Source organism: Corynebacterium sp. UMB9976 (genome assembly GCF_030212265.1).
Classification (GTDB): Bacteria; Actinomycetota; Actinomycetes; order Mycobacteriales; family Mycobacteriaceae; genus Corynebacterium.
The window spans coordinates 325,351-345,216 of sequence record NZ_JASODY010000001.1 but is presented as its reverse complement, the minus strand read 5'-3'; the positions used below and the strand labels follow the sequence as shown (position 1 = coordinate 345,216).

General features: G+C 65.9%; 11 protein-coding genes and 1 pseudogene. 10 read left to right on the top strand and 2 right to left on the bottom strand.

Features of this window, described 5'->3' with window-relative positions:
- Window positions 1-3 precede the first annotated feature (3 nt).
- The 5 genes and pseudogenes from smc to ffh all read left to right on the top strand — a co-directional run bounded on the left by smc (window position 4) and on the right by ffh (window position 11,209).
- On the top strand, window positions 4-3,492 hold the full coding sequence (gene smc / locus QP140_RS01550) for a chromosome segregation protein SMC (protein ID WP_284757690.1): 3,489 nt from the start codon (window positions 4-6) through the stop codon (window positions 3,490-3,492).
- 79 nt (window positions 3,493-3,571) lie between these two features.
- Window positions 3,572-7,126, top strand: a complete 3,555-nt coding sequence (locus QP140_RS01545) for a hypothetical protein (RefSeq protein WP_284757688.1) — start codon at window positions 3,572-3,574, stop codon at window positions 7,124-7,126.
- Between the two features lie 5 nt (window positions 7,127-7,131).
- Window positions 7,132-8,814 carry a signal recognition particle-docking protein FtsY gene (ftsY, locus tag QP140_RS01540; protein WP_284757687.1) on the top strand — a complete coding sequence of 561 codons (1,683 nt, stop codon included), beginning with the start codon at window positions 7,132-7,134 and terminating at the stop codon, window positions 8,812-8,814.
- 139 nt (window positions 8,815-8,953) lie between these two features.
- A pseudogene (locus QP140_RS01535) lies at window positions 8,954-9,340 on the top strand (ammonium transporter); the annotation flags it as partial.
- Window positions 9,341-9,622: 282 nt separating this feature from the next.
- A complete protein-coding gene (gene ffh, locus QP140_RS01530; protein ID WP_070758841.1) occupies window positions 9,623-11,209 on the top strand; it encodes a signal recognition particle protein in 1,587 nt (528 codons plus the stop codon).
- A gap of 78 nt (window positions 11,210-11,287) precedes the next feature.
- On the opposite strand, the gene QP140_RS01525 is transcribed toward ffh, so the two are convergent.
- Window positions 11,288-12,880: a protein adenylyltransferase SelO gene (locus QP140_RS01525; RefSeq protein WP_284757685.1), complete on the bottom strand. Its 1,593-nt coding sequence runs from the start codon at window positions 12,878-12,880 to the stop codon at window positions 11,288-11,290.
- A 31-nt stretch (window positions 12,881-12,911) separates the two neighbouring features.
- Between QP140_RS01525 and QP140_RS01520 the strand changes: the two genes are divergently transcribed.
- The 5 genes from QP140_RS01520 (at window position 12,912) to trmD (ending at window position 17,962) form a co-directional block, all read left to right on the top strand.
- The gene (locus tag QP140_RS01520; protein ID WP_070758843.1) at window positions 12,912-14,048 is read left to right on the top strand and encodes a YkvI family membrane protein; all 1,137 of its coding nucleotides are present in this window, start codon (window positions 12,912-12,914) and stop codon (window positions 14,046-14,048) included.
- 240 nt (window positions 14,049-14,288) lie between these two features.
- Window positions 14,289-14,798: a 30S ribosomal protein S16 gene (rpsP, locus tag QP140_RS01515; RefSeq protein WP_070761991.1), complete on the top strand. Its 510-nt coding sequence runs from the start codon at window positions 14,289-14,291 to the stop codon at window positions 14,796-14,798.
- A 349-nt stretch (window positions 14,799-15,147) separates the two neighbouring features.
- Window positions 15,148-16,491, top strand: coding sequence for an NADP-specific glutamate dehydrogenase (gene gdhA / locus QP140_RS01510; protein ID WP_070758845.1), 1,344 nt, complete (start codon window positions 15,148-15,150; stop codon window positions 16,489-16,491).
- Window positions 16,492-16,499: 8 nt separating this feature from the next.
- Window positions 16,500-17,084, top strand: coding sequence for a ribosome maturation factor RimM (rimM, locus tag QP140_RS01505; RefSeq protein WP_015381525.1), 585 nt, complete (start codon window positions 16,500-16,502; stop codon window positions 17,082-17,084).
- Entirely contained in the window at window positions 17,081-17,962 is an 882-nt protein-coding gene (gene trmD / locus QP140_RS01500; protein ID WP_284757679.1) for a tRNA (guanosine(37)-N1)-methyltransferase TrmD, read from the top strand. The genes rimM and trmD overlap by 4 nt, the downstream gene beginning before the upstream one ends.
- A 57-nt stretch (window positions 17,963-18,019) precedes the next feature.
- On the opposite strand, the gene betA is transcribed toward trmD, so the two are convergent.
- Window positions 18,020-19,810, bottom strand: coding sequence for a choline dehydrogenase (betA, locus tag QP140_RS01495; RefSeq protein ID WP_442874975.1), 1,791 nt, complete (start codon window positions 19,808-19,810; stop codon window positions 18,020-18,022).
- Between the last annotated feature and the right edge of the window lie 56 nt (window positions 19,811-19,866).

Genomic DNA, 19,866 nt, shown 5'->3' with positions numbered 1-19,866 from the left:
CGCATGCACCTCAAGTCGTTGACCCTCAAAGGATTCAAGTCCTTTGCGTCTTCGACGACCCTGAAACTCGAGCCAGGGATCTGCGCGGTCGTTGGCCCCAACGGCTCGGGTAAGTCCAATGTCGTCGACGCCCTGGCATGGGTGATGGGGGAGCAGGGGGCGAAGACCCTGCGCGGCGGCAAGATGGAGGACGTCATCTTCGCCGGTGCCGGTGACCGCAAACCGCTGGGGCGGGCGGAGGTCACCCTCGTCATCGACAACTCCGACGGCAAGCTGCCAATCGAGTACTCCGAGGTCGCAGTCACCCGCCGCATGTTCCGCGACGGAGCCAGCGAATACGAGATCAACGGGGCCAAAGCCCGGCTCATGGATATTCAGGAGCTGCTGAGCGACTCGGGCATCGGCCGCGAGATGCACGTCATCGTCGGCCAGGGCAGACTCTCCCAAATCCTGGAGTCCAAGCCCGAGGAGCGCCGCGCCTTCATCGAGGAGGCCGCGGGTGTGCTGAAGCACCGGCGCCGCAAAGAGAAGGCGCAGCGCAAACTGGTCGGCATGCAGGCCAACCTGGATCGCCTCCAGGACCTGACTGACGAGCTGCACCGCCAGCTGGGGCCCCTGGCCCGACAGGCTGACGCCGCTCAGCGGGCGTCCACCGTGCAGGCCACCATCCGGGACCGTCGCACGGTGCTGGCCGCCCACCACGTCCGCACTCTGTCGGAGAACCTCCACGAGGCCAACGCCGAGGCCGGGCGGCTCATCGAGGAGCGCGAATACCTCACCGAGCAGCTTGAAGAGCACTCCGGTGAGCTCGCCGAGGTGGAGGAAGAGCTGCGCACCGCGTTGGAGGACGCGGAGTCAGCCCGCACCCTCTGGTACCGACTTTCGGCGGTCGCGGAGAAGAACTCCGCCTCCCTGCGCATCGCGGCTGACCGCGCTCAGGCCAGCGAAGAGACCGCCTGGCTGGGACCCGACCCCGCTCATCTGTTGGAGCGCGCCGAGCGGGCAGATGCCGAACAGGAGGAGCTCGACGAGGCCGTCGAGATTGCCCAGGAGAAACTCGAGGGCATCAGGGAGACCGTCGCGGAGGCTCAGGACGCCGCCCGGCAGGCAGAAAACGAGCACCTCGCCCAGGTCCGGGCCATCGCGGACCGGCGTGAGGGCGTGGTGCGGCTGCTCTCCCGCCAGGAAGCAGCCAGCGAGCGGTTGGCTAACGCACAAGCCGAGGTGGAGCGCAGCGAGGAAGCTGTGGGCGAGCACACCGAGGAGCTAGAAAACCTCAGTGAGGAACTCGCGGAAGCCGCCGACGCGCTGGCGGATATCGAAGGCGGGGGCGAGGAACTCCGCGCAACCGCAGAGCAGCTCGCCCGCGAGGTGCAGACCGTCGAGCAGCGCGCAGAGGAGCTACGCAACCAGGAACGCGCGCTGGAACGCGAGATCGCTGGCCTGGAGGCCACCATCACCGGCTGGCAGGAGCGGCTTCGCCCCACCGACGGCGCCGCCCGAGCGACCTCCGCCGCCGAGGAGCAGGGGCATGCGGTGAGCACCCTGGCGGAGAACATCACGGTCACCGGCGACTGGTCCGCCGCAGTGGCTGCCGTCCTAGGCGCGATCGCGCCCACTGGGGTGGTGACTGCATCGGACGACGCAGTCCTCAGTGCGCTCGAGGGCAGCGATGAGGGCCGCGCCCTCGTCATCGAATCCGGCTCCGAAACCAAGGAGACGGCCGGCTGGCGTCTCGATGTGACCCTGCCCGCGGGGCAGTGGCTGCTGGACGTCATCGAGCCCAGCCATAAGGTCGCCGCCGCGCTGAACGCGATGCTCGTCGACGTGGTCGCCGTGGCAGACGCCGCTGAGGCTCGCCGCGTCGTGGCCGCCGACACCAGGCTGCGGGCAGTGACCAAAGCCGGCAGCCTCTTCGGTCCCGGTTGGTTCGCGGCCGGCCGCGGGGGAGCCACCCCAGCGGTGGAGCTTGCTGCGAAGATTGACCAGGCCAGTACGGACGTCGCCGAGAAGAAGGAACAGCTCGCTGACCTGAAGGCAAGCCTCGACGCTGCGCTGGAAACCACCGCGGAGCGCCGCGCCGCTGCCAGCAGCGCCAAGGCCGCCGTCCAGGAACAACGGGCACGCGTCCAGGCGGCCCAGCACCGCTTCAAGGCGGCGGAGCACGCAGAGGAATCGGCGCGCCGCAGCGTCGAGCGCGCCACCGTCCAACGCAACCAGGCCGAGGAGCGGGCGCGGCAGGCTGATGAGGAACTCGCCGAGGTTCGGGACCGACTCTCGCGCGTGCAGGAGCCGGAAGAACAAGAGGAGCCTTCCACCGCGCAGCGTGACCGCACGGCTCAAGAGCTCACGCAGGCGAAAGCCATGGAGATGGACGCGCGTCTGCAGCTGCGCACCGCGGAGGAACGCGCCGCCGCCACCCGCGGCAAAGCGGAAAACCTGCGGCGCCAGGCTCGCCAGGAGGAGGCCTCGCGCAAACAGCACGAGATCGCGCGGGCCCGCCGCGAAGCTAAGCGTCAGGCCGCGCTCATCGTGCAGGAACAGGCCGAACGGGTCGGCCAGCGCATTGCTGATGCGCTCCATCGTGCCCAGGAGTCCCGCACCCTGACCGAGCAGGCGCACCGCCAATGGCAGGAACAGATGCGCCAGCAAAAGGCTGAGGTCAATAAGTACAACAGCCAGCTCGGGGCGGTCACCCAGCGGGCGCACGAGGCGGAGCTGAAGCGCAACCAGGCACAGCTCAAACTCGAGCAGGCCGCGGAATCCGCGATGGAGCAGCTCACCATGACTCCCGAGCAGCTGCTGGCCGTCGAGCTGCCGGAGGATTTCGACCAGGCCACAGCGCGTAAGGAGCTCAAACAGGCGGAGAAGGATCTCAACTCCCTCGGCAAGGTCAACCCCTTGGCTCTGGAGGAATACAAGGCGCTGGAGGAGCGCTATTCCTTCCTTGCCAGCCAGCTCGACGACGTACAGCGCGCCCGCGAGGACCTCAACGGGGTCATCAAGGACGTGGACAACACCATCCTCACCCTCTTCGTGGACGCCTGGCACGACGTGGAGGAGCAGTTCCCCAAGGTCTTCGAGACCCTCTTCCCGGGCGGATCCGGCCGCCTCGTGCTGACCGACCCGGAAGACATGCTCACCACCGGCATCGAGGTGGAGGCCCGCCCGCCGGGCAAGAAGGTCAAGCGGTTGAGCTTGCTCTCCGGCGGTGAGAAGTCGCTGACCGCGCTGGCCCTGCTCGTCGCCATCTTCCGTGCGCGACCTAGCCCCTTCTACGTCATGGACGAGGTCGAGGCCGCACTGGACGACGTCAACCTGCGCCGCCTGATCGCGCTGTTCGAGGAGCTGCGGAAGGACTCCCAGCTGATCGTGATCACGCACCAGAAACCGACGATGGATGTGGCCAATGTCCTTTATGGCGTGACCATGCGCGGGGACGGCGTGACGCGCGTTATTTCGCAGCGCATGAAGCCATTGGAAGCCGGTTAGCCCAGGCCAGCCCGCACACAGGGGGAGCGGGCCGGGGCGCGCGGAATCGCCGCGGGGCCAAAGGCTAGGATTGGCGGACGTGACTACCAGCCCGATTGCAGACCTGAATGACACGCTCCTTGCCTGGGCCTCCAGCGCCGAGGCGGAACTCGCGACGAAGCTCAAGGACGTCCAGCTTTTTGTGGAGTTGGACATCACCGGAGATGAACTCGAGCGACTCACCCGCTTCTATGGCACCTTTCTAGGCCGCCAGATCGCTGCCGGCGCGGACGATGCCGCGCTGTTGCAGACCTGCCCGGCGCTGACCGCCGCGGTGCTGATCTCGCGCGCCGCGAAGCTCAACGAGGTTCCCCAGGTGGCCGCCGAATTCTGGGCCGGGCTCGGTCTGGAGGCCACCGAGGATCGGGTGGCGCTCATCGAAGGCCACTTCGCGGAGATTCTGCAGGCTGCTGGGTTGGACCCGATGGATAACCTGGCGGGTGGCCCGGACGGTGAGATGGGGCGGCTCTTCGGGCACGTGGGCATCGCCAGCGACTGGACACCGGAGCTCATCGAGCTGATCGATACCCGCCGCATGTCGGGAGAGGCTGCCGAGGACTTGAGCGAGGAGGCAGCGGCGGTCGTCGCTGAGCTTGCAACCCAGCGACTGCAATTAGGGCCGCTATGCGCGACCTCCCCGGAACTGGCCCAAAAGCTGATTGAGCCGGTCGTCCGGGTGGTGCACCAGGGGGCCGAGGAGGGGCAGTGGCACCGCGCGCTGCAGAAGAACCACGTCTTCCCGCTGGTCGCCGAGGAGATCGCGGCGGAGCTGCGGGAGCGCCCCATTGGCACCGTCGATCGCCGCTACACGGTGGGCGTGGCCCACGCGGAGGATCGGCCGCGCCTGCGCCTCGATGTGCTGCGCCGCAGGGTGCTGCTGCGCCTGCCGGAGCAGGAGCTGGCAAATAGCCACTTCACCAACCCCGATGAGGTGCGTTGGCGCCTGGACTTCGACGGCAGCCCGTCCGCATTCATCACCAGCAAGGCGGACCGCCCGGGCGCGAAGACCAGCGAGATTTTCGACATCCCCGTGCGCCGGCCCCTGCGTGAGATTTGGGTGCGCAACGTTGCCTCCCACGAGCAGTGGCAGGTCTCCATGGTCAGCACGGATGATCCCAGCCTGATCTTCACCGAGCGCGGCGGCGACCTGACGGAGATGGCCACCCTGCACCACGCCACGGTGTGGGTGGTCTGCCCCTCCGACGCCCGCGCGGTGGACCCGGTGAGCGATCAGGAGATCCCGGTACTCGAGGAGCACGAGGTCAAGGCCTGGGAAGGCTGGACTATCCGCCTGCTCGATCTCTCCGAAGCTCTCTCGCTGCATCTTGAGCGCCCGGGGGAGCGCCGTCCGTCGATCGGGAGCGTGCGCGCCGTCGACCCGCGGCAGCGCGTGCGGTTCGTTGAGCTCGGCGAACCCGTCCCGGGTCTGCGCACCCAGTCCGGTCGGCCAATCCATTCGGAGTCACTTCTTGTGGAGTTCCCGCCGACCCAGTCGGGAGCGGTCGAGACTTGGTTCTTGACGATCGGTGCCTACGCGGGCCCGGGCGAGTACGGCGACACGGTCGCCGATGAGGAACCCCTTGAGGTTCCGCCGGAGGGCGGGTCCTTCGAGGTTTTTGACCCGGAGGCCTATGACAGCCCATGGGCCGGCGAGTACCTGGTGCGCCTGCGTGGACCGCGTAACGAGTCCTTCCGGCACGAGTACGGACTGGTCGAGGGGCTCAGCACCGACGTCGAAATCGATGGTCCCTCCGCGCTGACCCGGTTGCCGCAGGCCGGGGGACTGAGCCCGACCACGGTGAAGCTGCTCGCCGGTGATAAGCCCTTCTCCCGCCGGGTGAAAGCCACCGTCGGCCCCGATCAGAAGTACGTCACCACGGTCGTGGAAACCGATGCCGGCGACGCGCTACCGGTTGTGGTGCACCCACCACGGCTGCGCTACCAGCTCACGCTGCGTGGCGAGGAGCCGATGTGGCGCACGGAAGCCGTGCGCACCAGCTCCTCCTGGCTGGACCAGGACACCAAGTTCCGCGTCCGCCCCGGCAGCCCCCTGGACCAGCCGCTCGAGCGGCCTAGCCTTGTCATCCGCGACCGCCACGGCGCCCCGGTGCGCACGCTGAAGCTGGAGACGGAGGACAACATCACTTGGTCCGCGGAGCTCGGCGCCGCAGCGTCTTCCCTCGCCGTGCTGTCGCAGGGCAGCTTCGAGCTGGAGTTCATCGACTCGGTGGCCCGCCGCCGCGTCTCCGTCCGGCTGGCAAACATCGTCCCGGCACCGACCTGGAATGTGTCCTACGCCGACGGTTCGCTCGTCTTCGACACGGGCGCGGATGCTGACGCCCCCGACCTCGGCTGCTGGAGTGCGTGGGTCTGGCCCGTCACGGCACCGTGGCAGCCCGCCCGTACCGTCACCATCGGTGCCACGGGTGAGCCTGTCGAGCTTCCCGCCGAACTGCAGGACGCCGGTCCGCTCGCCGTTCAGCTGTTCGCCCCGGATCGTTTCTCCTTCCTCCGTCCCCCCTCCGGCCCGGGCGAGCGCGCGCAGACCGTCGAGGCCGAGGGCTACTTCGGGCGAGGGGAGGACACCCCGTGGTCGCACCTGTCTGCTTTCCTTGTCGGTCAGGCCGAGCAGGCCCCGTCTGACCCGGAGATTCTGCCGACCCTGTGGGACGTGCAGGCCGGTTGGCTGCAGAAGCGCGCCCAGGTGCCGCCTGCGCTCTCTCAGCGGGTGCGCGAGGCGCTGACCCACGATGCGCGCGCGTCGGTGCACGCGATGGGGCGATCTCTGGTCGCCACCGCGGATCGCCCGGCGCAGTTCATCGCCTCCGGCCTGGTGCATTCCTCCTTCGACGTCACCCAGGAGGAGCTGATGAGCCCCGCGGAGCAGAAACGGGACGAGATCGGCACCCCATGGATCCACGCCTTGGATATCCTGGGCGCGATCGCTCGACTGGATGAGGATGATGCCGAGCAGCTGCCGAGCATCAAGGCGCTGAAGAAGCAGCTGGCAGCCACCGCCGGTGAGGGGGCCGTCAAGACCCTGGAGATGGGGCACGACCGTTCCCTGGAGAACTCCTGCATCGACGCCACCACCGTCCAGATCGCGCACATGAACGAGGATCAGCAGAAGGCAGTGCTCGCCATGTTCTTCGGCGACGCCGGTCTGGTCCCGGGTGCGATTTCGGACGAGAACAGCCGACTCATCGCCGTGTTCGATACCTTCACCCACCGTGTGGCGCTCTCCGAGCTGCTCGGGGACCCGACGTTGATGACGACGGCGGTGGCGGTGTTGCGCCGGATCAAGTCTGCGAACCGCCAGCTGTACCTGTCCGCGCGGGTGCGTTTCGAACGGCTCGACGGGGTGGATACCGATGATCCGCAGAACCGCTGGGCACTGGCGCCGGTGATCTCCATGGTCTTCGCGCTGGCCACGCGCATGCACGCGCACGGCCACCTGCCGACCCTGGGCAAGCTGCCGCAGGCCTATGAGGGCTGGGCGAAGATGGCCCAGCTGGTTCCAGACCTCGTGACCGGCGATGTGGTCCTCGCCGATGCGATGGTTCTCGGTGTGTTCGGGCCAAATCTGAAAGACTAGGGATTATGAACGTTTTCATCTGGGTACTCATTGGCCTGGTGGTGCTGGCCGCCATCGTGGCGATCGTCGTCGTGGCGGGCCTGCGCCGCAACAAGTCCAAGCAGATCTCCTTCGAGAAGAGTCCGGAGATCGAGAAGAAACCGTCCTCGGGCGACTACCAGGCCAAGGGTGGGTTTAACTTCACCTCTGGCGGGAAATCCCCGGCGCCGACCTCGGAGGATGCAGGCCGCCCGACGATGGATATCGGCGGGGTGAGCGTCCCGGCTCCTTTCGAGAAGGAGAAGGAGACCCAGCCGCGGGGCGAGACTCCTGCGGAGGCTTCTGAGAAGCCGGCACCGGCGAAGACTGAGCCAGAGCAGCCCGCGGCTGAGAAGGCTGAAGCGGAAAAGGTCGAGGCGGAAGAATCCGCGCCCGCTGTACCGGAGGAAGAGAAGCCGGTTCCGCCAGCAGCGCCCGCTGCCCCGGTAGCCCCTGCCGCTGAGCAGGACAAGCCGGCCGCTGAGAAGGCAGCCGACGAGTCGCAGGGGGAGCAGGCTGGAAGCGAGAAGCCGGTCACGGCCGAGCCTGCCCCGAAACAGGAGACCACCGCACCGGCTGACGTCCCGGCTGCGCCAGCCGAGACCCCGGAGGCGCCTGCCGCGGAGAAGGAGGTCGGGCAAGCCGACGAGACCGCCGCTGCGACAACGGCTGAGGATGAGCCCGTAGACGCGGTTGAGCACGCCGCCACCCCGGCAGAGAAGCAGGAGGCCGCCCGCACCCAGGAGATCGCGCCAGTGGAGGGGCGCCTGGGCAAGCTGCGTGGCCGCATGGCGAAGTCCCAGAACGTCATCGGTCGCGGCGTGCTCGGCATTCTCAGTGCAGGCGACCTGGATGAGGATGCCTGGGAGGAAATCGAGGACACGCTGCTCATGGCGGACCTCGGTGCCGACACCACGATGAAGGTCGTGGACTCCCTGCGCGAGCGCATCGCCTCCCAGGGCGTGGAGAGCGAGGAGCAGGCGCGCGCGATGCTGCGCGAGGTGCTCATCGAGGCCGGCAAGCCGGAGTTGGATCGCTCCATCAAGGCGATGCCTTATGAGGGCAAGCCAGGCGTGATCATGGTTGTTGGCGTGAACGGCACCGGCAAGACCACCACCACCGGCAAGCTCTCCCGCGTGCTCGTCGGCATGGGTAAGCACGTCGTGCTGGGTGCCGCAGACACCTTCCGTGCGGCCGCTGCCGACCAGCTGGAGACCTGGGGCAACCGGGTTGGTGCTCGCACCGTCCGCGGCAAGGAGGGCGCGGATCCGGCGTCCGTGGCCTTCGACTCGGTGAGCCAGGGTATGGATGAGCAGGCGGACGTCGTCCTCGTGGACACCGCAGGCCGACTGCACACCTCCGTCGGGCTGATGGACCAGCTCGGCAAGGTCAAGCGTGTCGTGGAAAAGCGCGCCCGCGTGGACGAGGTGCTGCTCGTTCTGGACGCCACGGTGGGGCAGAACGGCCTGATGCAGGCCCGCGTATTCCGCGACGTCGTGGACATCACCGGCGTGGTGCTGACCAAGCTGGACGGTACCGCCAAGGGCGGCATCGTCTTCCAGGTACAGGAAGAGCTCGGCGTGCCGGTCAAGCTCGTCGGCCTCGGCGAGGGAGCGGACGACCTCGCACCATTTGAGGTGGAGAGCTTCGTGGACGCGCTCCTAGGCTAAAACGAGCTTTTCAGCCAGGATTTTCTGGCTCGAGCGGCGGAACCTAGCAACGGGTTCTGCCGCTTTTTTCGTATTTTTCTCTGTTTTTGCGTGGCCGGATAGTGATAAATTTATTTTCCGTAATCACGCTCAGCTGACCGAGTTCTTCGGTCTCGCGCACAGTATCTTCGACGCTTCCGGGAATCCTCTCATCGACGCGCACGGCATGCCGAACGCCGTCAACGTCCTGTTTCAGATGACCTTTGCCATGATCGCCACCGCGATCATCTCCGGCTCGCTGGCCAACAGGGTGAAGATCCACACCTGGCTGATCTTCACCGCAGTATGGGTCGTCCTGGTTTATGCGCCGATGGCCCACATGGTCTGGGGCGGTGGACTCCTTGGCGAGGGAGCCAACAGCCTGTCCGCGTGGCTCTTCGGGGCCCATGTGGAAGGCGCCGAGACTGTCGCGAATATTGCCCCCATCGACTTCGCAGGCGGCACGGTCATCCACATCAACGCCGGGGTGGCTGGCCTCGTGCTGGCTTCTTTTAGCATCTCGCTGAAGTACCGCCTCGGCTGGCGAATTAGCGCTGAGGAGGAGAACACGGGCATCGATGTGACGCACCACCGCGAACGGGCCTATCACGCGCTCGTCGATGCGGCGGTCGCTCAGCGGGAGTAGCCCCGCAACTGACTCTCACACGCCCGGTCGTTGCCGGACAACGCCCCCGCCGCGCTAAGGTGGCAGGGATAACTACTTAACGTTGTTCGCCCCGACCGGGCGTTGAGACGTTTTCAGCGATCGTATTAAGGGAGACACGAGAACGTGTTTGAGTCACTTTCAGACCGGCTATCAGGTGCCCTCAAGGGGCTGCGTGGCAAGGGCCGCCTCACTGAGCAGGACATCAACACCACCGCACGCGAAATCCGTCTCGCGCTGCTCGAGGCGGACGTCTCCCTGCCCGTCGTGCGCGCCTTCATCAAGCGCATCAAGGAGCGCGCCAACGGCGTCATCGTCTCCGAGGCGCTGAACCCGGCCCAGCAGGTCATCAAGATCGTCGACGAGGAACTCAAGGAGATCCTCGGTGGCGAGACACGCCGCCTGACCCTGGCCAAGCACCCGCCGACCGTCATCATGCTCGCCGGTCTGCAGGGTGCGGGTAAGACCACCCTGGCCGGTAAGCTCGCCCGCTACCTGTCCAAGCAGGGCCACACCCCGATGCTGGTGGCCTGTGACCTCCAGCGCCCGGGCGCGGTGCAGCAGCTGCAGATCGTCGGTGAGCGTGCCGGTGTGACCACCTTCGCCCCGGATCCGGGCACCAGCCTGGAGTCCCACGACCATGAGATGGGGACCTCCACGGGCGACCCGGTTGAGGTTGCCGAGAAGGGTATCGAGGAGGCCTACCGCACCCAGCACGACATCGTCATCATCGATACCGCAGGCCGCCTCGGTATCGACGAGACGCTGATGACGCAGGCGCGTAACATCCGCGACGCCGTTGAGCCCGACGAGGTGCTCTTCGTCATCGACGCCATGACCGGTCAGGACGCCGTGACGACCGCCGAGGCCTTCCGCGACGGCGTCGACTTCACCGGCGTGGTCCTGACCAAGCTGGACGGCGACGCCCGTGGTGGTGCCGCCCTGTCCATTCGTGAGGTCACCGGCAAGCCGATTCTGTTCGCCTCCACGGGTGAGAAGCTCGAGGATTTCGATGTCTTCCACCCGGACCGCATGGCCTCCCGCATCCTGGGCATGGGTGATGTCCTCACCCTGATCGAGCAGGCCGAGCAGGTCGTGGACCAGGAGAAGGCCATGAACTCTGCCGAGCGCATGGCATCGGGTGAGCTGACGCTGGAGGACTTCCTCGAGCAGATGATGATGATCCGAAAGATGGGTCCGCTCGGCAATATCCTGAAGATGCTGCCTGGCGGCTCCCAGATGTCCCAGCTCGCGGACATGGTCGACGAGAAGCAACTGGACCGCATCCAGGCCATCATCCGAGGCATGACCCCGGCGGAGCGCAACGACCCGAAGATCCTGAACGCCTCCCGCCGCAAGCGCATTGCTGCCGGTTCCGGCGTCCAGGTCTCCGAGGTCAACCAGCTGGTCGAGCGCTTCTTCGAGGCGAAGAAGATGATGGGCCGCATGGCCGGTCAGTTCGGCATGCCCGGTGGGCGTTCTGCGACGAAGAAGCAGAAGAATCACCGCAAGGGCAAGGGGAAGAAGGGCCGCAACAAGAACCGTCGTTCCCCGCAGCGCATGAACCGTCAGGGCATGCCGGGGATGCCGGGGATGCCAGGCATGGGTGGCGGAATGCCATCGATGAAGGAACTCAAGGCGCTGCAGGACCAGCTGCCCCCGGGCATGGAGGGCATCGATGTGGAGAAGATGTTCGGCGGAGGCAAGAAATAACCTCCACCCGCTCCGCGTCAGCACGTCGCGGCTGGGGAGTGCCGCCAGTGTTTCCTGCTGGCGGCTAGCGGCTGGCGGCTAGGTGCCGCACACGGTGCGGAAACCCGTTGGGGAGGGGGTGGGCTTCTCCCAGCGCTCCAGGACCACGCGGCGGGTGAAGGGGGCGCGCAGAGCGTCCCACAGCTGCTCGAAGGGGGCGTAGTCGCCGCCGAGGGCCGCTGCCAGTGCCTCCTCGACGTGGGCGTTGCGGGGGTAATACACCGGGTTGATGCGGGCCATGAGCTCTCTATCGGGCTGTGCACCCGACCACTGCTCACACCAGTGCGAGAGATCGCGCAGTGCAGCGCGGTTATCGCCCAGCGCGCCGTTGGCTGACCACGTGTCGTGCCACGCTTGGCTACCGAGCCCTGCCGGGTTGGCATCGGTGTCGGTGAGCTGGCGCAGGACCTGCGCTACATCGAGCTGATGCTCCTCGGCCAACACCTGGAATTCGCTCAGCACGTGCTGGTGGGAAGGCTGCTGCGCGTCGAGGCCGAGTGCGTCGGCGAATTCCGCATCGAGCGCGTGCCGGTAGATCGCCGAATACTCATCCAGCACGTCTTGCGCCGCGGCCACCGCGATGCGATTCGCTTCGGCCGCGTCCATGCCCGGCGCTGGGGTGAGCAGCGGCAGCATCGCCTCGGCCAAGCGTGCCAGGTTCCAGCCACCGATCGCTGGCTGATTGCCGAAGGCATAGCGGCCGTGGGCGTCGATCGAGCTGAACACGGCCTGCGGGTCGAAGCGATCCAGGAAGGCCGCGGGGCCGTAGTCCAGCGTGAAGCCACCGATGGCGGTGTTATCCGTGTTCATCACCCCGTGGACGAATCCGAGCCGCATCCACTGCGCGATCAGCCGGGCCTGCGCTGCCGCGACATGCCGGTACAGCTCCAGGTAGCGCTCCGGGGCCGAAAGCTCGGCGAGTTCAGGGAAGTGGCGCTGGATTGCCATGTCTGCCACCCTCCTCAGTAGGCTCGAGGCGTTCTCCGGGTCCCGCATGCGCGCTGCCTGAAAGGTCCCGACCCTTAGGTGACTGGTGGCGACCCGGACGATGGCAGCTGCTGGCTCGGTGCGGTGGCGACGAACCTGTTCGCCGGTGGTGAGCACGGCCAGGCTCCGGGCGGTAGGAACGCCCACAGCATGCATAAACTCACTGAGCAGGAACTCGCGCAACGCTGCCGTCAGTGGCGCCTTGCCGTCGGAGCCGGGGCGGGAGTACGCAGTGGTGCCCGCCCCCTTGACGTGCAGATCCAGCAGCTCGTCGGTGTCGGGGGTGCGACGCTCGCCCAGCAGGACGGCGCGCCCGTCGCCCATCTGCGGGTTGAAGCTGCCGAACTGGTGGCCGGCGTAGAACTGGGCGACTGGGCGAGCCTCGGAATCAGTTCCGCGACCGAGCAGAAACTGCACGCCAGCGGGGGAGCCGAGCCAGTCAGCATTCAGGCCCAGCTCGGCTGCCAGGGGTTCGTTCAGCACGAGGATCCGTGCCCCAGGTAGTGGGGTGGCAGGCTCATAAGGCGCGGTGAGCTCCGGAAGCTGGTGGGCGAAGTTGTATTCGAGCGTCGGCGAACCCGTGGCGCCGTCATGGGGGTGATGGCCACTGGGTGCCGCGGCCTCGCTGGAGTTTCGGAAACACATAGTGCCCACGGTATCGGCTTATGATGACCGGGTGATTCGTGAAACGTTAAAGATCGCCTTCGCCTTCGTCGGTGTGATCGTGGGCGCTGGGTTCGCCTCTGGCCAGGAGGTCATGCAGTACTTCGTGGGCTTCGGCCTCGACGGCCTGTGGGGCGTGGGCCTATCCGCCCTGGTGGTCTGCTCGATGGCGCTGATCATCCTGCAGCTGGCCTCCTACTTCCAGGCCAAGGAGCACGGCGAGGTCTTCGACCGCGTCTCCCACCCGGTGCTTGCGCGAGTGCTCGATATCGGAGTGAGCCTGACCCTGTTCGCCACCGGCTTCATTATGTTCGCTGGTGCCGGCTCCAACCTGAACCAGCAGTGGGGTCTGGAGACCTGGATCGGCGGGGTCCTCATGGTGCTGCTGATCCTCGGCGCAGGCCGGTTGGACGTCGACCGGGTGACCACGATGATCGGAGCTGCAACTCCCTTCATCTTCGGTTTCATCGGCCTGGCCAGCCTGTACGTGATCTTCTTCGTCGACCACCCGCCGCTCGCGGAGCTGGACGCTGAGGCGCTGGCCATCGGTTCCCCACTGCCGCACTGGTCTATCGCCGCGGTGAACTACGTGGGATTCAACCTGATGGTCGCGGTGTCCATGGCGGTCGTCATCGGCGGGCAGATGTTCAACCCCAGGCTCGCGGGACGAGGCGGGTTCTTGGGAGGCGTGATCCTTTCTCTGATGATGGCGATCAGCACCATCACGCTGTTCCTCGCGGTCCGCGAGGTGGGGCACGACGACCTGCCGATGCTGAGCCTTATCGTGCATATTCACCCGGCTCTGGGGCACATCATGGCGGTCGTCATTTACGCGATGATTTTCAATACCGCGCTCGGAATGTTTTACGCGCTGGCCCGCCGCATGAGCGCCTCCCGACCGGAGTATTTCTATCGCTATTACGTGGGAACAGTGGTGGTGGGCTTCGTGCTCTCCTTTGCGGGCTTCAAGAATCTGATCGGCTGGATCTACCCGGTGTTGGGGTACATGGGTCTGCTGCTCATCGCGGTGATGACATTCGCCTGGGTTCGGCGCTATAAGCAGATCGCCCAGGAAGCTGACCGCCGCCTGCGCCTGGTGGACCTGTGGCGGGCCGGCCGGGAAGGGGAACCTGCCGGTGATGCGCAGTAGCGCTACAACTTAAGCGATAGCACTGCCGGGTTTGGGTTTCCTGGCGCAGATGGCTAATATGGTTCGGGTTGTGGCTACGGCGGTTGTGCTGTGGCCATGCCATGCGAACGCCCTGCGGTATACCGATCCCGACCACGGTCGGCCGGTAGTCACCCGCAGGATAAACATCAAGGGTTGAACCGGTTTCCCATCAAGGGGAAGCGACAAGAACTGCCCAGTGACCAGAAAAGGAGCCACATCATGGCTGTCAAGATCAAGCTTCAGCGCGTTGGTAAGATCCGCACCCCGCAGTACCGCGTGGTCGTCCAGGACGCTCGTGCCCGCCGCGGCGGTGCCGTCATCGAGAACCTGGGTATCTACCAGCCGGCAAACCAGCCTTCCGTCATCGACATCAACTCCGAGCGTGCTCAGTACTGGATCGGCGTTGGCGCTCAGCCGACCGACACCGCACTGGCACTGCTGAAGCTGACCGGTGACTGGCAGAAGGCCAAGGGCCTCGAGGGTGGCGAGAACACCGTGAAGCCGCAGCCGGAGAAGAAGTCCAAGCTGGACATCTTCAACGAGGCATTGGCTGAGGCTGCCGAGGGCCCGACCGCTGAGGCCATCACCGAGAAGCGTCGCAAGGCGAAGGAAGAGGCCGAGGCTAAGGCTGCTGCTGAGGCAGAGGCCGCCGAGAAGGCGGAGGCTGAGGCAGCTGAGAAGGCAGAGGCTGAGGCTGCAGAGGAGTCCGAGGAGGCTTCCGCCGAGTAATCAATGCCCCCTTTGGGGTGTGATTTCCTCATAACGGGGAGTCGCTGCGCACAAGCGTGGTGGCTCCCCGTTGTTCTTTATCTGATCGTTGGCTGGCGGGGGCACCCGAGGTGAGGGGTGCCCCCAGCGGGGTGGTTCCGCGTTCCGATTGACGAAAAAGGCGCCCCGAGTGGTGTAATCAAGATCTCACAAAACCTTGGGCAATTAAATAATTATTGTTCAACAAGTTCTTGTGGGATCGGGTGCATCGTGACCAGCGTTGCTTAGCTCCGACCCAGTGTTCGGGCTGACCACGCAGTGGAATATGATGTACATCACGTGAGATTTAGCATCCGTAGAGGAGAAACCGGTGGACGTTGATAAGACCGTCAATCAGTACTACGAACAGATCCTGAAGCGAAATGCAGGCGAACCGGAGTTCCATCAGGCCGTCGCAGAAGTTCTGCAGTCGCTGAAGTACGTTCTGCACAAGGACGAGCACTACGCGCAGGATGGGCTCATCGAGCGCATGTGCGAGCCAGAGCGCCAGATCATCTTCCGCGTGCCCTGGATCGATGACAATGGCAAGGTGCAGGTCAACCGCGGCTTCCGCGTGCAGTTCAACTCGGTGCTGGGCCCTTACAAGGGCGGTCTGCGTTTCCACCCTTCGGTGAACCTGGGCATCATCAAGTTCCTCGGTTTCGAGCAGATCTTCAAGAACTCCCTGACCGGTCTGCCGATCGGCGGCGGTAAGGGCGGTTCCGACTTCGACCCGAAGGGCCGCTCCGATCACGAGATCATGCGCTTCTGCCAGTCCTTTATGACCGAGCTGCACCGCCACATCGGTAAGGACACGGATGTCCCGGCCGGCGACATCGGCGTCGGTGGCCGCGAAATCGGCTACCTCTTCGGCCAGTTCCGCCGCATGAACAACCGCCACGAGTCCGGCGTGCTGACCGGCAAGGGCCTGAACTGGGGTGGCTCCCTGGTCCGCAAGGAGGCCACCGGTTACGGTGCCGTGTACTTCGTCCAGGAAATGATGATGGCCGAGAAGGAGCGCCTCAACGGCGCCCGCGTCATCGTTTCCGGCTCCGGCAATGTCGCGATCTACGCGATGGAGAAGGCTCAGGAACTCGGCGCCACCGTCGTGGCGTTCTCCGACTCCTCCGGCTACGTCTCCACCCCGGAGGGCGTCGATCTCGAGCTGCTGCACCAGATCAAGGAGGTCGAGCGCGGCCGTGTGTCCGACTACGCCAAGCGCATCGACGGCGTGACCTTCCACGAGAAGGGCAACATCTGGGAGGTCGAGGCTGACGTCGCCCTTCCATGCGCCACCCAGAACGAGCTCGATGGCGACTCCGCGGTCATCCTGGCCGATAACGGCTGCCGCTTCGTGGCAGAGGGCGCGAACATGCCGAGCACCCCGGAAGCCATCAGCGTCTTCCGCAAGCGCGGCATCCACTTCGGCCCGGGCAAGGCCGCCAACGCCGGTGGTGTGGCGACCTCCGCCCTGGAGATGCAGCAGAACGCCTCCCGCGACTCCTGGTCCTTCGAGTACACGGACAAGCGCCTCCGCGACATCATGCACCGCATCTTCCGCACCGCCCAGCGTGCGGCCGCAGAGTTCGATGCCGAGGGCGATTACATCATCGGCGCCAACATCGCGGGCTTCCGCAAGGTGGCAGATGCAATGCTGGCGCAGGGAGTGATTTAATAGCCTGCATGCCAGATTTGCAGATTGGTCGAGTCATCAAGCCCCACGGCGTGAAGGGGGAGGTCGTGGTGGATCCGTCGACCGACCACGTGACGGAGCGCTTCGCCATCGGCGAGGCGCTTCGCGCCGTTCAAACGGGTAAAGAACGCCAGCTCACGGTCGCCGGTCTACGCCGTCACCAGAACCGCCTTCTCGTCACTTTCGAGGAGGTCCGGGACCGCGACGAGGCCGAGTCCCTGCGCGGGGCACGCTTCATGGCCGCGCCCCTGCAGGATGATTCTGACGACGGCTACTACGACCACGAGCTCATCGGCCTGCGGGTGCTCAACGTCGGGGCCGTGGATGCCGATACCGCCAATCGCCGTGCCTACGAGGGGGAGCAGCCCGAGCCCGTGGACATCGGCGAGGTCACCGGGGTCAGCCACGGCCCGGCCGGAGCCACCCTCGAGGTCGCCGTGGACGCAGATGTGGACCTGCCCACCGCGGGCTCCACGATCCTCATCCCGTTCAAACTGGCGATCGTCCCCATCGTGGACCTCGACAACGAGGCCCTCGTCGTCACCCCACCGGAAGGGCTGCTGGAGCTGGCATGAGACTCGACGTTGTCACGATCTTCCCCGAGTACCTCGACCCGCTGCGCCACGCGCTGCTGGGTAAGGCCATCGAATCCGGCCGTCTCGAGGTTGGTGTGCACGACCTGCGGCAGTGGGCTACCGATCGCCACAAGTCCGTCGACGACACCCCCTATGGCGGTGGTCCCGGCATGGTGATGAAGCCCAGCGTATGGGGGCCCGCCCTCGATGACGTCGTCGCGGGCACCGGACCCGCAGCCACCGCACGCGACCTCGAGACCTCCCTGGCCCACAAGAAGCTGGCACCCCTCGACGATCCTGCTCCGGCGGGTGGGGGAGAAGCGAAGGACGACGGCGACGGAGACGGTAACACCGCACCGCGCGGCCCCGTGGTCGTCGTCCCCACGCCTGCGGGCGCACCCTTCACGCAGGAGATGGCGGCCCGGTGGTCCAAGGAGGAGCACCTCGTCTTTGCTTGCGGCCGCTACGAGGGCATCGACCAGCGAGTCGTTGACGACGCTGCCCGCAACTACCGCGTCGAGGAGGTCAGCATCGGTGACTACGTGCTCATCGGCGGCGAGGTCGCTGTCCTCGTCATGGCAGAGGCCGTCGTCCGGTTGATTCCCGGTGTGCTGGGCAATCAGGCCAGCCACGAGGAGGACAGCTTCCAGGACGGGCTGCTCGAAGGCCCCGCCTATACCAAGCCACGGCAGTGGCGGGGGTTGGATGTCCCGGAGGTGCTCTTCAGCGGCAATCACGGTCTCGTTGACCGCTGGCGCCGCGAGCAGGCCTTGCTGCGGACACAACAACGCCGCCCGGAGCTCATTGAGAAGCTCCGAGCGGCGGGTGGGCTGAGCGCGGCGGACGAGCAAGTGCTCGACGCTCACCGCGAAGCCTAAACGGCTGTTAACCGCGCGGGCACCGGGCGGGCGCTTGGCCGCGCCCGGTGGTGGTATTTACCAGTCCGCGCCGTCGATGGCCTTCGTGTGATCGCGGACCTGCTCGCCCTCAGCGTAGAGCGGCATGTCCTTCTTCGCCTGGTAGAACGGCACGTTGATTGGTGCCTCCGGCTTGCGGCCGCGGATCAGGTCCGCAGCCTTCTCGGCCAGCATCAGGACCGGGGAGTAGATGTTGCCGTTGGTGACGATCGGCATGGCCGATGCATCGACGACGTACAGGCCCTCCACGCCGTGGACTTGCATGCTCTCCGGGTCCACGACGGCCATCTCATCATCCGCGGAGCCCATCTTGGCGGTGCAGGACGGGTGCAGCGCGGTCTCGGCGTCGTTGCGCACCCACTCCAGGATCTCCTCGTCGGTCTGCACGGCAGCACCCGGGGAGATCTCGCCGTCGGTGAACTCGCGCATGGCATCGGTGTCCAGCAGCTCGCGGGACACCTTGATGGCCTCGACCCACTCGCGGCGATCCTGCTCGGTCTTCAGGTAGTTGAAGAGGATCTCCGGCTTCTCGTGCGGGTCGGTGCTCTTGATCTTCACGTGGCCGGAGGTATCGGAGTACATCGGGCCGACGTGGAACTGGAAGCCGTGCTCACCCTCCGGCTGGCTACCGTCGTAGCGGATGGCCATTGGGAGGAAGTGGAACATGAGGTTCGGGTAGTCCTCGTTCTCATTGGAGCGAGCGAAGCCACCGGCCTCGAAGTGGGAGCTAGCAACCGGGCCACGGCGGGTCAGCAGCCACTGCAGGCCGATGATCGGGCGCATCCACATCTTGTAGTACGGCTGGGAGCTGACCGGCTGGGTGCAGTTGTACTGGACGTAAACCTCCAGGTGGTCCTGCAGGTTCTGGCCCACGCCCGGCAGGTGCTTGCGCACGTCGATGCCCAGGGAGCTCAGGTGCTCCTTATCGCCGATTCCGGAGAGCTGCAGCAGCTGCGGGGTGTTGAACGCGCCGCCGCACAGGATCACCTTGTCCGCGTACACGCGGCGGGTCTTGCCCTTCCAGGTGTACTCCGCGCCGATGGCCTTCGGTGCGGAGCCGTCGGCCGGCGCATCCTCGAAGAGAACCTTGGTCGTGAACGCCCGGGTGCGGATGTCCAGGTTCTTCCGGTTCATGATCGGGTGCAGGTATGCGCGCGCTGCAGAGTGGCGCTTGCCGTGGAAGATGGTGCGGTCGAAGGGGGCGAAGCCCTCCTGGCGGTAGCCGTTGACGTCGTTGGTCAGGTTGTAGCCTGCCTCCTGCACGGAGCGGAAGAAGGCCTGGAACAGCGGGCTGGTAGCCGGACCACGGGTCAGCTTCAGCGGGCCGTCGTGGCCACGGCGTGGGTCGTTCGGGTCGGCCGCCAGTGCGGTCTCCAGCTTGTTGAAGTAGGGGAGGACGTGGGCGTAATCCCAGTTTTCCATGCCCGGTAGCTTGCCCCACTTCTCGTAGTCCATCGGGTTACCGCGCTGGTAGATCATGCCGTTGACGGAGCCGGAACCGCCCAGCACCTTGCCGCGGGCGTGGTAGATGCGGCGGCCGTTCATCTCCGGCTCTGGCTCGGACTCGTAGGCCCAGTCGTAGAACTTATTGCCGATGGGGAAGGCGAAGGCGGCTGGCATGTGGATGAACAGATCCCAGAAGGAGTCCATGCGGCCGGCTTCCAGCACCATGACCTTGGTGTCCTTGTCCTCGGTCAGGCGGTTGGCCAGGACGGAGCCCGCCGAGCCGCCACCGACGATAACAACGTCGCGGTGCGAGTCCTCGATGACCTCGCCCGCCGTGTCGTTCTTGGCGAAGGGTGCCCGAATTTTATTCCAGAGCGACAAGAGTGAAACCTCACCTTTCCTAAAGCATAACCGGGGTG